General features: G+C 72.5%; 13 protein-coding genes. 6 read left to right on the forward strand and 7 right to left on the reverse strand.

Translation table 11 applies throughout. The features are described 5' to 3' along the window. The first annotated feature begins 524 nt into the window (after nucleotides 1-524). Complete coding sequence (locus tag AC0B61_RS36450; RefSeq protein WP_471746730.1) at nucleotides 525-1,607, forward strand: sensor histidine kinase; 1,083 nt, start codon at nucleotides 525-527, stop codon at nucleotides 1,605-1,607. A gap of 90 nt (nucleotides 1,608-1,697) precedes the next feature. Beyond that, complete coding sequence (locus tag AC0B61_RS36455) at nucleotides 1,698-2,309, forward strand: response regulator transcription factor (protein ID WP_401087028.1); 612 nt, start codon at nucleotides 1,698-1,700, stop codon at nucleotides 2,307-2,309. A 10-nt stretch (nucleotides 2,310-2,319) separates the two neighbouring features. On the opposite strand, the gene AC0B61_RS36460 is transcribed toward AC0B61_RS36455, so the two are convergent. From AC0B61_RS36460 to AC0B61_RS36485, 6 genes are all read right to left on the reverse strand, one after another. After that, nucleotides 2,320-2,961, reverse strand: coding sequence for an NADH oxidase (locus AC0B61_RS36460; protein ID WP_401087030.1), 642 nt, complete (start codon nucleotides 2,959-2,961; stop codon nucleotides 2,320-2,322). 292 nt (nucleotides 2,962-3,253) lie between these two features. Next, complete coding sequence (locus AC0B61_RS36465) at nucleotides 3,254-4,135, reverse strand: TauD/TfdA dioxygenase family protein (RefSeq protein WP_471746733.1); 882 nt, start codon at nucleotides 4,133-4,135, stop codon at nucleotides 3,254-3,256. Further along, the gene (locus tag AC0B61_RS36470; RefSeq protein ID WP_471746735.1) at nucleotides 4,132-4,554 is read right to left on the reverse strand and encodes a lasso peptide biosynthesis B2 protein; all 423 of its coding nucleotides are present in this window, start codon (nucleotides 4,552-4,554) and stop codon (nucleotides 4,132-4,134) included. The genes AC0B61_RS36465 and AC0B61_RS36470 overlap by 4 nt, the downstream gene beginning before the upstream one ends. Further along, nucleotides 4,551-4,808, reverse strand: coding sequence for a lasso peptide biosynthesis PqqD family chaperone (locus tag AC0B61_RS36475; protein WP_471746737.1), 258 nt, complete (start codon nucleotides 4,806-4,808; stop codon nucleotides 4,551-4,553). Before AC0B61_RS36475 ends, AC0B61_RS36470 begins: the two co-directional genes overlap by 4 nt. Then, a complete protein-coding gene (locus tag AC0B61_RS36480; protein WP_471746739.1) occupies nucleotides 4,789-6,711 on the reverse strand; it encodes an asparagine synthase-related protein in 1,923 nt (640 codons plus the stop codon). Before AC0B61_RS36480 ends, AC0B61_RS36475 begins: the two co-directional genes overlap by 20 nt. A 116-nt stretch (nucleotides 6,712-6,827) precedes the next feature. After that, nucleotides 6,828-6,953 carry a lasso RiPP family leader peptide-containing protein gene (locus AC0B61_RS36485; protein WP_350519254.1) on the reverse strand — a complete coding sequence of 42 codons (126 nt, stop codon included), beginning with the start codon at nucleotides 6,951-6,953 and terminating at the stop codon, nucleotides 6,828-6,830. 330 nt (nucleotides 6,954-7,283) lie between these two features. On the opposite strand from AC0B61_RS36485, the gene AC0B61_RS36490 reads away from it, so the two are divergent. The 3 genes from AC0B61_RS36490 to AC0B61_RS36500 all read left to right on the forward strand — a co-directional run bounded on the left by AC0B61_RS36490 (nucleotide 7,284) and on the right by AC0B61_RS36500 (nucleotide 9,894). Then, nucleotides 7,284-7,946 carry a DedA family protein gene (locus AC0B61_RS36490; RefSeq protein WP_471746741.1) on the forward strand — a complete coding sequence of 221 codons (663 nt, stop codon included), beginning with the start codon at nucleotides 7,284-7,286 and terminating at the stop codon, nucleotides 7,944-7,946. A 92-nt stretch (nucleotides 7,947-8,038) separates the two neighbouring features. Then, complete coding sequence (locus AC0B61_RS36495) at nucleotides 8,039-9,259, forward strand: sensor histidine kinase (protein WP_401087040.1); 1,221 nt, start codon at nucleotides 8,039-8,041, stop codon at nucleotides 9,257-9,259. Further along, the gene (locus AC0B61_RS36500; RefSeq protein WP_401087042.1) at nucleotides 9,250-9,894 is read left to right on the forward strand and encodes a response regulator transcription factor; all 645 of its coding nucleotides are present in this window, start codon (nucleotides 9,250-9,252) and stop codon (nucleotides 9,892-9,894) included. Before AC0B61_RS36495 ends, AC0B61_RS36500 begins: the two co-directional genes overlap by 10 nt. Before the next feature lie 137 nt (nucleotides 9,895-10,031). On the opposite strand, the gene AC0B61_RS36505 is transcribed toward AC0B61_RS36500, so the two are convergent. Next, complete coding sequence (locus AC0B61_RS36505) at nucleotides 10,032-11,060, reverse strand: ornithine cyclodeaminase family protein (RefSeq protein WP_471746744.1); 1,029 nt, start codon at nucleotides 11,058-11,060, stop codon at nucleotides 10,032-10,034. Between the two features lie 312 nt (nucleotides 11,061-11,372). On the opposite strand from AC0B61_RS36505, the gene AC0B61_RS36510 reads away from it, so the two are divergent. After that, a partial coding sequence (locus AC0B61_RS36510) for an MMPL family transporter (RefSeq protein WP_471746746.1) occupies nucleotides 11,373-11,899 on the forward strand: 527 nt, incomplete at its 3' end.

Raw genomic sequence — 11,899 nt, forward strand, 5'->3', positions numbered from 1 at the left:
TGGACCCTCACCCCCACCACCGCATAACGACAGAGGGGCATCCCCACCCGGGGACACCCCTCCACCAACAACAAGATCTTCAGGAGACTTCTAGCAGAGCAGGACGGGTCACGCCCTGGCGCGGTGCACCCGCGGCCCCTGCCGGTCGGGTCTCCCGGAGCCCTCGACCGGCCAGGGGTCGCGTTCGCGTGCCGGGTGCGGCCATACCAGGTCGTCGACGACCGCGCCAGGCAGGTGACCGGATTTGTTGTTAGTCAACTTTCGTCCGTACGCCAAGATATGATCGACGGAAGTGCTCACAGGGGGATGTGAGCAGAGAAGGCGCGGAGACAATGCAAGGTCTCGATGAGCTCAGCCACGACGACAGCAGTCGACCGGATGCTAGCGGAGGGCCGGGAACGGAGAGGGGCCAACGCACACCGCCCGCCCCGCGTTTCGCCCTCATCATCCTGACGTCCGCACTCCTGAGTTACCTCGGCATCACGGCCCTCAACATCGCGGGGACCGATCTGTCCCCCGTCCAGATGGCGGTCTGCCTGCTCTGCCTGGTCGCCATCTTCTGCATCCAGTTGAAGCACTCCCGACCGGGGGCCGAGCAGGCGCCCGCCCGGCAGAAGTGGACGACCCTCGGCATCCAGGCACTGCTCACCTACCTGCCGGTGCCGCTCTTCGACGCCCAGTGGGGCGCCATGGCGGGGTTCCTGGCCGGATCGCTGCTGCGGCTCCTGCCGCCCCGGGTCGGCTGGCCGCTGTACGGCGTGGTCGGACTCAGCATGCTGGTGCCTCCCGCGATCGACGAACGCCCGCTGCTCGACAGCCTCTACCTCTCGCAGTCGACCCTGCTGACCGGCCTCGTCGTCTACGGGCTGTCCCGACTCGCCGCCCTGGTCCGCCAGTTGCACGAGACGCAGAACGAACTGGCGCGCCTGGCCGTGATCCAGGAGCGGCTGCGCATCTCGCGCAACCTGCACGACCTGCTCGGCTACAGCCTGTCCGCCATCACCCTGAAGAGCGAGCTGATCCACCGGCTCGTCCTGGCCCAGCCGCAGCGCGCCAAGACGGAGGTCGAGGACGTCCTGACGCTGTCCCGCCAGTCCCTGGCCGACGTCCGCCGGGTCTCGCGCGGCCTGCGCGAGATGTCCCTGGAGAGCGAACTCTCCTCGGTCGTCGCCCTGCTGGAAGCCACCGACGTGGAGCTGACCACCAGCGTGCGGCTCGGCGAGCTGGGCGCGCAGGTCAACACGGTGCTCGCGGCCGTCCTGCGCGAGGCGATCACCAACCTGCTGCGCCACTCGCGGGCCGGCCGCTGTTCCATCGAAGCCGTCCAGAACGGCGGCCGCGTACGGCTCGTGGTGACCAACGACGGGGTGGACCCGGACTACCGGGACACCTCGCAGCACAGCGGCGCCGGCCTGGAGAACCTCCGGATGCGACTGCACTCCGTCTCCGGCCGGCTGACCATCGCCCACGGGTGCGACGGAACGTTCCAGGTCATCGCGGAGGCCCCGGCCTGTACCGTCCCCGGGCAGCGGGACGCCGCCCGGGACACGGAGCCCTGGGAGTCCGGGGAGCCGTCCGCGCTGCCGCACAGCGGCCCGGCCGCCTGACCGTCAAGCCCCCGCCCGCCCCGGACCCCCCACGTCCGGATCCTCCCGCTCCCACCCCAGGCCCGCGCGGCCACCGAGGAGTATTGCGTCATGGAGATCCGCATCCTGCTGGCCGAGGACATGCACATGGTGCGCGGCGCGCTCGTCGCGCTGTTGGACCTTGAGGACGACCTCTCCGTCGTCTGCGAGGTCGCCCGCGGCGACGAGATCGTGCACGCGGCCCTGGAGCACCGGCCCGACGTGGCCGTCGTCGACATCGACCTGCCCGGCCTCGACGGGCTCACCGCGGCCGCCCGGCTGCGGGAGCGGCTGCCCGAGTGCCGCACCCTGATCCTGACCAACCTGGGACGGCCCGGCACCCTGCGCCGAGCCCTGATGGCCCAGGTCTCCGGCTACCTGCTCAAGGACGCGCCGCCCGGCGAACTGGCCACCGCGATACGCCGGGTGGCCGCCGGACAGCGGGTGATCGACCCGCAGCTCGCGCTGGACACCTGGAACAGCGAGGAGACCCCGCTGACAGAACGCGAGACCGAGGTTCTCCGGCTCGCCTCCGAGGGCCACGACCCGGTCGAGATCGCCAAACTGCTGCGGCTGTCCTCGGGCACCGTGCGCAACTACCTGACGACGATCGTCTCCAAGCTCAACGCGCGCAACCGGGTCGACGCGATCCGCGCCGCCCGCGAGGCGGGCTGGCTGCTCTAGGATCCGGTCGTCAAACCCGCGCCTGCGGGCGGCCCGGGTCGGCCGGAACGGCCATCCCGGCCGCCCGCAGGTACCCGATGACACCGCGGGTGACGCGGGGCGGCAGCGGGAGCGCGGCCACCGCGTCCTCCAGCAGGCACGGGCGGATCAGCATGCCGATGACCCAGAACACCTCGGGGCGGTGCACCACCACCCGGTACGGGCTGGTCGGCGTCTCCAGCACCACGCCTTCGGTCCGGACCACCAGCGACGCGCCGAGCACCAGCCGCAGCCGCCGCACCGGGAGTCCGACCAGGGTGAAGGCCGCCTTGGGGCTCAACGGGTACACCGACAGCAGCGGGCCCCCCAGGTCGTCCATCGCGAGGGTGCGCACCACCAGGTGCGCGACCTGCCGCAGGGCCGGCCGCAGGATCCGGTCCACCGGCACGCCACCGCCCGCGCCGGGCGGGTGTTCCACGTTGGTCAGGCGCACCGGCCCCAGCTGCATCCGACGCAGGGCCTCGCGCAGCAGGCCGTAGCCGTCCCCCCTGAGCCGTTGGACACCCCACCGACCGCTGACGACGGTCTCGGTGTCACCGTCGCCTGGGACGACGACGACGTCCTCGTCCAGCGACCAGAGGTGCACCACCTGATGCTCACTCGTGTCGCTCAAGGAGGCCTTCCCGGCCGAAACTGATGTCGCCAAAAGTATGGCGCGGCCGGTCCACCGCAGACACCTCCGGGGTCACGGCGTCCGCATGAAGATTTCACACCGGGTACGTCCGAAGCGGCAGTTCAGGGGCCGGCGGCCGGCCGCGGCGGCCGTGGGGGAGCCGACGCGGCGGGCGGCCGGCCGCGACGGCCGCGGGGGGACCGACGCGGCGGGCGGCCGGCCGCTGTGCCCGAGGCCTTCGCCGCCGTCGGGGGGCGGCGGCGAAGGCCTCGGCGATCAGGGGCCCCGGCGGTCAGGGCGCGACGGGGAGCGCCGGCTCCGGCACCGGCATCGGCATCGGCTGCGGCACGACGCTGGTGATCCGTCGGGTGGTCTTGCGTTGGCCGGGCGCGGCCGGGACGGCCTTGTGCAGCACCGAGGTGTTGTCCCAGACCAGGACGTCCCCGATCGCCCAGCGGTGCCGGTACACGTTCGCCGGCCGGGTCACCGTGCCGTAGAGCTGCCCGAGCAACTGCCGACCGTCGGCCGCCGACCGGCCCGGGACGTCCCGCAGCCAGTGCTCGTTGAGGACGAGGACCTCCCGCCCCGTGGCATGGTGGGTCGCCACCAGGGGCCGGACGAAGTCGGTCAGTTCGGCGAGCTTGCGCTGCCGCTCCTCCTCGGACAGCACGACGGTGCGCATGGCCGTCGCCCGCCGCATGTCCTGCTCGGCGATCTGCCGGCAGGGAAAGCCGCCGTTCAGGCCGGCGGCCTCCGCCCGGAGCTCCTCGGGCAGGGCCGCGTACCCGGCGCGCAGATCGGCGAAGAGCGTCTCGCCCTCCGCCTGCGGGGCCTCGTCGCAGGTCAGCAGGGTGACGACGGAGCGAGTCGGCGCGAAGGACCCGTCCGCGTGCCAGTACTGCCCGCCCGCGTTGGCACCCAGCCCGCGGACGTTCGTCTGGAGGCGGACCTCCGGGCAGCCGGGCGCCCGGTGCTCGGCGGGGAAGACCGTCTCGGGCTCGCCGAACCAGCGCGCCAGCCCGGTGAACTCCGCGGCGTCGCGCGGGACCCCGGTCAGGTGCAGCACGCCGTACTCCCAAAGCAGGGAGCGCAGCATCCGCGGGCTGTGGGAGCCGGGCTCGAAGCCGTCGATCCGCAGCCCGAGGCCGAAGTCCGTCAGTTCCGCCGTCCTCATGACCGCTCCAGCGGGGGCACCCGGATCAGGGTCGTGTGGTAGCCGCGCGGGTACGGCTCGTCGACCGGCTCGCCGTCGACCTCCACCCAGGCGTGCGCCAGGAAGGGGACCACCCGCACGCCCGAGCACCAGGTGGGCCAGTGGCCGCGCAGCCGGCAGAGCAGGGCGGTGGCCAGCGAGCGCTGGACGCAGCCCTCGCCGGCGCAGCTGACGCTCACCGCGACGACCGCGGCGCGGGCGCCGCTCGCCTCCCGGACGGTGGACGGCCGGGCACCCCGGCGCAGGAACTCCAGGACGGTGCGGATCCGGGCCGGCGGCTGGTGCATCAGGACCCTGGCCACCACCGTCGCCAGCCACGGCAGCACGCGCCGGTGCGCGGCCAGCCGGGGGCGGTCGGTGATGGCGACGGGCGAACTCATGGCGTCACCAGCCCGGCCGCGCGCAGCTTGGCGAGGAGGGCGGCGGCGTCCTGTTCGGCCTGCTCGGGCGCCACCCGGGCACCGGCGGCCGCGTCGACGGCCGCCTCCCGGGCGTCGTGCCCGGCGAGCAGGCCCTGGAGGACGCGCGCGCCCGAACCGTTGAGCCGCCAGTAGCGGCTCGACCGCTCGTCGAGCAGCACCGCGCCGTCGTCGGTCTCGGCGATCGACACACCGTCAGCGAGGTTGAGGGACACGGTCGTCCTTCCCGTGGTTCGACTCGGTCGGTTCGGTTGTGGAGGCGTCGGCTGGCGCCAGGTCCCACCGGGCCCGGGCGCGCAGCCAGTTCTCGACGGCCATTGTGGAGTCGAGGGCGCCCCAGGGCAGGCCGGGCGGGTAGGCGGACAGCGCCATGTGGCGCAGCGTCGCGGCGTCGACCAGGCCGAGCCCGGCCAGCAGCGGCTGCTCGAACAGTTCGGCGAGCTGGCCGCGGTGGCGCTGCTGGCCGCGGAAGAAGTCGTCGGAGAACTCGCCCTTGGTCGCCCGGTTCAGCGACCCCTCGGGCATCGTGCCCCGCATCGCCTCGACCATGAGCGGCTTGTACGTCCACGGGGAGCTGCGCTCCTCGGGGCGGACCGCCAGGCAGGCCTCCATCACCCGGTCGTCCAGGTAGGGGGCCTGGAGGACGGCGCCCTCCGCGCCGGTGACGGTCTCCGCGAGCCGCACCGCCGCGCCGAGTTGGCGGGCCAGGTCGATGGTGGTGTGCGCGGACCGGGTCGGGGCGTAGGGCCGTGCCCCGTCGGCGCGCCGGCGCATCTCGTCGATCAGGCCGGACGCGGCGTCGGCGGTGACCCACGGCGGCAGGCGCAGCGGGTACTCCCAGCCGAACAGCGGCGCGTTGGCCGGCGGGAAGGGCTTGGTCAGGTCCTCGGCCTCGGCGGCCAGCCAGACGCCGTACGGGCGCCGGTCGGCGAGGGCCCGGACGGTGGCGGACGCGGACCAGCGGCGCATGGCGCGCATGCCGGCGAGGTGTTCGCGGGCCAGTCCGGGGCGGCGGCGGGTCAGGTCGTGCAGGTAGCTGGGCTTGACGGCGAGCACTTCGTCGCCGCCGTGTCCGGTGAGGTGCACGCGGGCGCCGACGGCGGCCAGCCGGCGGGCGGTCTCCTTGAGCCTGGCGACCGGGCGGATCCAGCGGGTGGGCTCGTCCAGGCCGGTGATCGGGCTGGCCACGTCCTCGAACATGTCGGGGAGTTCGCCGGGCCGGAAGACGGTGTGCGTGATGTGGTCGCCGTCGAGCGGGTCCTGCGCCTTGGCGGCCCAGATGTGGTCGTCGTGGGTGGGGTCCGCCACCCCGATGCGCACGGTGACGAGGCCGCCGGCAGCGCGGCCGGTGGCTTCGGCGGCCAGGAAGCTGAGGGGGGTGGAGTCGAGGCCGCCCGACAGGTCGGAGCCGACCACGGCGCCGTCCCGGACCCGTACCGCGACCGCCTCGGCGAGGGCCTGGCGGAGGGCGGGCGCGCCCTGGGCGCGGTCCAGTTCCTGCGGCGGGGGCTGCCACCAGGGCCGGATCGTCGACCGGCCGTCCGCGGCGACCAGCAGGCAGCTGTCGGCGGGCACGAGGTCGACACCGGACCAGAGCGGCTCGGTGAGGGACGACGGGGTCATGGCCAGCAGCCGCGCGGTGAGGCGGACCGGGTCCAGCGGGGCGTCGGCCAGGGCGGCGAGCAGGTCGGCGCGGTCGGACGCGAGGGCGCAGCCGTCGACGGTGGCGGTGAAGACCCGGCGCACCCCGGTGGCGGTGCCCTGGACGCGGATCTCGCCGTCGATGCTCGCGACCAGGTGGGCGCTGCCGGCGAGGGAGCGGGCGAGGGCGTCGAGGTCGGCCGGGTGCCGTACGCGCCTGGCCCAGCCCTCCAGTTGATCGGCGGTCAGCGCGTGGGTGCCGGTCACCAGCAGCGTGGTGGTGCCGTACCGGGCGTGGACGGCCGAGGCGACACCGGTGCTCCCGTCCGGGGCCTGTCCGACCACCCAGGGGCGGCCCGAGGCGTGGTTCAGGGTGAATCCGATGTGGCCGCCCAGTCGCCGGGTCACCGGGAGCGCGGACGCGCTGTCGGGCAGAGCGACGAACCAGGGACCAGGGGGATCCGGGTTCTCTTGCATGGTTCCTCCGCGATTCCGGGAGCAGCGGTAGGGCGGAATGCGGGGGGATTCCCCCGCATTCCGCCGCCGTCTGGCATCGTTCAATTCATCCGATCAGCGACCGGCCATTGTGAGGCTTAGTCGAAGTGGATGAAGAAGTCGGCCAGCGGGAAGCCGACGCCACGGGTCAGCTCGTCGTAGTCGCCGAGCTCGGAGAGCTCCGGGGCCTCGTAGACGAGACCGGTCTCGATTTCCTTCTCCATTGCTGACCTCCGGTTTGTGAGGGATGGATTCGCTCGAACGAACCGCTCGAACGAGAACCAACGTAGCCCCGGACCGACAACCCGGAAAAGGAAATCCGAGCGGGTTGGCAGGAAAGGGTCAGCGGCGTTTGCCGCGCATTCCGGCGGCGGCCGGCCGCCGGTCCCGGCGGGCGCGCGGACCCTCCGGGTTTCCGCAGGACCGGCCCTGCGGAGAACACCACCGGACCGGACGGCAATCCTCATACCGCCGCTGAGCAGCGCTTCCTAGGTTGGAGGGGCATCGGGGCGACCGCCCCGGCCGACCGACCCCCGCCGGCCTTGGAGACCACCATGCACCTCACGCTCCTGGCGCTGCCCCAGGAACCCGCGGACGGCATCGCGGGCTGGGCCGCCGACCTCGTCGACACGATGGGCGGCCCCGGGGCCGGCCTGGCGATCGCCCTGGAGAACCTCTTCCCGCCGCTGCCCAGCGAGGTGATCCTGCCGCTGACCGGCTTCGCCGCCGGCCAGGGGGTGATCAGCCTCGTGTCGGCCCTGTTCTGGACCACGCTGGGTTCGGTGGTCGGCGCGGTGGTCCTCTACTGGATCGGCCTGCTCTTCGGCCTTGAGCGGATGCACGCGATCTGGGCGCGGCTGCCGCTGGTGAAGGTCTCGGACCTGGAACGCACCGAACAGTGGTTCGCCAAGCACGGCACCAAGGCGGTCTTATTCGGCAGGATGGTGCCGATCTTCCGCAGTCTGATCTCGGTGCCGGCCGGCGTCGAGCGCATGGCGTTGCCGCAGTTCATCATGCTCACCACCCTGGGCAGCCTGATCTGGAACAGCGTCCTGGTGCTGGCCGGCTACTGGCTGGGCGCCCGGTGGGACACGGTGGAGACCTACGTCGGCGTCCTGTCCAAGGTCGTGCTGGCCGTGGTCGTGGTGGCCCTGGTCGGCTACCTGGCCGCCCGGCTGCGGGGCCGCAACCGGACGCGGCAGCGGCGCAGTTCATGACCGGGACCGTCCTGCCCGAGCGCACCGTCCGGGCCGCCACGGAGCCCTGGCGATCTTGCCCGGGGTGCGCCGCCGCACTAGGCTCGGGCCTCGTGCGAGGAGATTCAGCGGGCGCCGCATCCCACCACCCGACGGAGTTTCCGGACGGTCGGGACGTCGCCGAGGACGAGGCCGTCGCACCGGCCCCCTCCTGGCCGCGCCGCAGTCTGGGCGTGCTGATCGGCTGTCTGACCGCGATGCTCGGCGCGCTGCACTTCCTCGTCGTCGGCACCGCCCTCGGCCCCTTCCTGCTCTGGCCGCGCAGCCGGCCGAGCGCCCTGGAGGTGCTGATGGCCGGGGCGCGCCGACTGACGCTCCTGGAACGGACCCGACGCTCCGTCTTCTTCGGCGACCGCTTCCCCGAGCACTACAAGGCGTCCGACCAGAAGCTCCTGCGCTACCTGGCGGTCCGCTGCTACACCGGGCTGCTCTGCTCCGTCGTCATCGGGCTGCTGGCCTTCGGCGTCATCCTGGCCGGGCTGATGGTCAACGGGGCGACCCGGGGGACGCTCGACTGGGACCAACTCCTCACCCAGGCACTGCTGGGCGGTGTCCTGCTCTTCCTCGACCTGCAGGGCCTGTACTCGCTGGCGGCCCTGGACACCCGGACCGCCCGCGAGTGCTTCGGCCCCTCGGAACAGGAGCTGCTCCGGCGGAGGATCGACCAACTTGCCACCAGCCGGGCCGCGGTGGTCCAGGCCGTGGACGCCGAGCGCCGGCGCATCGAACGCGATCTGCACGACGGCGTCCAGCAGCGGCTGGTGGCGCTGGGCATGCTGCTGGGCCGGGCCCGCCGGGGCCGCAACCCCGAGCAGGCCGGCGCGCTGCTGCTGCAGGCCCACGAGGAGTCCCAGGGCGTGTTGACCGAACTCCGCGAGGTGGCCTGGCGGGTGTACCCCTCGGCGCTCGACAGCCTCGGTCTCGAAGAGGCGCTGGGCGGGGTGGCCGAGCGGTGCAGCATCCCGCTGCGGACGCGGTTCGAGGTCGGCGCGACACTGCCCAAGCCCGTGGAGACGGCCGCCTACTTCGTGGTGTCCGAATCCGTGACCAACGCCGCCAAGCACTCCTCGGCCTCGGCCATCTCGGTACGGCTGACGCTCAGCGGCACCCTGCTCACCGTCCGGGTCGAGGACAACGGGACGGGCCGCGCGGACCCGGCCGGCAGCGGCCTGACCGGGCTGCTCAGCCGGGTGGCCGCGCTGGACGGAGTCCTGCATGTCGACAGCCCCCCGGGGGGACCGACCACCATCACTGCGGAGATCCCATGCGCGTAATCCTCGCCGAGGACTCGACCCTGCTCAGGGAGGGCCTGGTACGGCTGCTCGTCGAGGAGGGCCACGAAGTGCTGGCCTCGTTCGGCGACGCCGTGACGCTCCTGCAGGAGGTCGAGGCGCGGAAGCCGGACGTCGTCGTCCTCGACATCCGGATGCCCCCGACCCACACCGACGAGGGGCTGCGGGCCGCCGTGGAGATCCGCGAGCGCTGGCCGGAGGTGAGCGTGCTGGTGCTCTCGCAGCACATCGAGCGCAACTACGCGGCCAAGCTGCTGGCGTCCAACGCGGAGCGGGTCGGCTACCTGCTCAAGGACCGGGTGGCCCAGGTCGAGGAGTTCCTCGACGCGTTGGAACGGATCCACGCGGGCGGGGCGGCGATCGACCCGGAGGTCGTCCGGCAACTGGTCATCCGCACCACGCACGGCGATCCGCTCGCCCGGCTCACCCCGCGCGAGCGCACCGTGCTGGAGGCGCTGGCCCAGGGGCACACCAACACGGCCATCGCGCAGAAGCTGCACATCTCGCTGAGTTCGGTGGAGAAGAACCTCAACACCGTATTCGACAAGCTGGAGTTGAGCCACACCACGGGCTACAGCCGGCGGATCCTGGCGGTCCTGCGGTACCTGGAGTCCTGAGGCCCGGGCCGCCGCAGCCGGGGCCCGGGAAGCGGCCGACGGGGCACCGGGACGGGAAGCGGACACCGTAAGCGGGCTGTCCCCGTGCCGGGGTGCGGCACGGGGACAGCCCGCGTTCGGCGCCGTGGGGACCGCCGCTACGCGAAGGCGTAGGGGTTGAGCGCGTCCTCGGGCAGGTGCTCGATCTGGACGTGGTCGCCCAGCCCGGCCTCGGCGGCCAGCTCCAACAGCACGTCGAAGGCCACGTGGTCTTCCAGCGCGAAGCCGGTGGAGTCGAAGACGGTCAGGCCGTCCCGGTGCGCAGCGGCGAGGGCCGGTTCCGCGCACAGCTCCATCAGGTCGGGCCCGAGGTCCCTCTCCGCCAGCTGCTGGCACTCGCCCTCGCGCAGTGCCTGACCGCGGTGATCGGCCGTGACGAAGGCCGAGCGGAGGACGTGCAGGGGCACCTCGAACTTGCCGATCAGGTCCGCCCCGATGGCGTTGACGTGCGCGTGCGGGAGCAGGTGCTCGCCGAGCAGCACCGGGCCGCCGCCGACCGCCACCGAGGTGACGGTGCAGATGATGTCGGCGGTGGCCTCGATCTCGGCGACCGGGGCCACCCGGACGTCCAGTCCGAGGAACTCCACGCGTTCGGCGAAGGACCGCGCGTGGGCCGGGTCGATGTCGTGGACGACGATCCGCTCCAGCGGGAAGACCCGGCTGAGGGCGTGGGCCTGGGTGACGGCCTGCGCGCCGGCCCCGACCAGGCCGAGCACCCGGCTGTCCGGGCGGGCCAGCAGCCGGCTGGCGATCGCCGAGGCGGCGCCGGTGCGGATGGCCGTGGGCAGGATCCCGTCGCAGACCGCCAGCAGACGGCCCGTCACGTCGTCGTACCGGGTCATGGACCCGATGATGGTGGGCAGCCGGTGCTCCTCCGGGTTGGCCGGCGTGTAGCCCACGGTCTTGATGGTGACGGAGTCGCCGGGCCGATGGTGCGGCATCCATTCGATGATGGCGGTATCCCCCGGACCACGCAGGAATCCCTCCCGGGCCGGGGTCACGCCGCCGCGCCCGCCGTCCCTGAACGCCTCGCCCAGACTGGAGATCATCCGGTCCATGAAATGATCGAAGCCCTTTTCCTTGACGATCTTGGCAATATGCTGCCGGGTGAGGACCACAGTTTCCATTTTTTCCCCTCGTCTAATGCCACGGAGTGACATCTTCCTGTCGACGGATTTACCGAGCCGTGCGATCCGAAAGGGCGAACCGGAAACTGAAGCTAGCCGCCGGATTCAGTCCGGTCAAGATTTCCGCCGGGCGCATTACGGGAAACCGCACCGCCCGCGTTACGGGAACCCGCAGGCCACGGACTGCGGAAAACTGGGGCCACCTCGGCGGTTTACCTCGTGTCCCGGCCCGGCGCCCGGAACTAGCGTTTTCCCCATCGCCACAACGGCAGCCGCCCGAGCGGTTTCCGCAGCAATGGAAGGAAGCAGAACGTGCGAAAGAAGCCGGCAACGGTACGGGTCGCGCGGTGGAGTGCCACACATCCGTGGTCCGCCATCGGACTCTGGGTGGTCTTCGTCGCGGCCTGCCTCTTCCTGGGCGGGGCCGCCGGGAGCAACAAGATCAGCGACCAGGAGTCCGGGGTCGGCGAGTCCGGCCGCTCGGGCCGGATCGTCGCCTCCGGCCACTTCACCGAGAAGCCCGAGGAGAACGTCCTCATCACGGCGGAAGCCGGCGGGGCACTGGACGTCAAGGCGGCCCAGCAGGCGGCCCAGGAGCTGGCCGGCCGGATGACGGCGCTGCCGGAGGTGGAGAGCGTCGGCCAGCCGGTCGCCTCGCCCAACGGCAAGGCCCTGCTGCTCCCGGTGACCATGAAGGGAGACACCGAGAACGCCGACCGGCGCATCCAGCCGCTGCTCGACGCCAGCGCGGCGGTCCAGAACGCCCACCAGGGCCTGCGGATCGACCAGGTCGGCACGGGTTCGACCGCGAAGGGGCTCACCGAGACCCTGGGCAAGGA

Source organism: Kitasatospora sp. NPDC023385 (assembly GCF_055664045.1).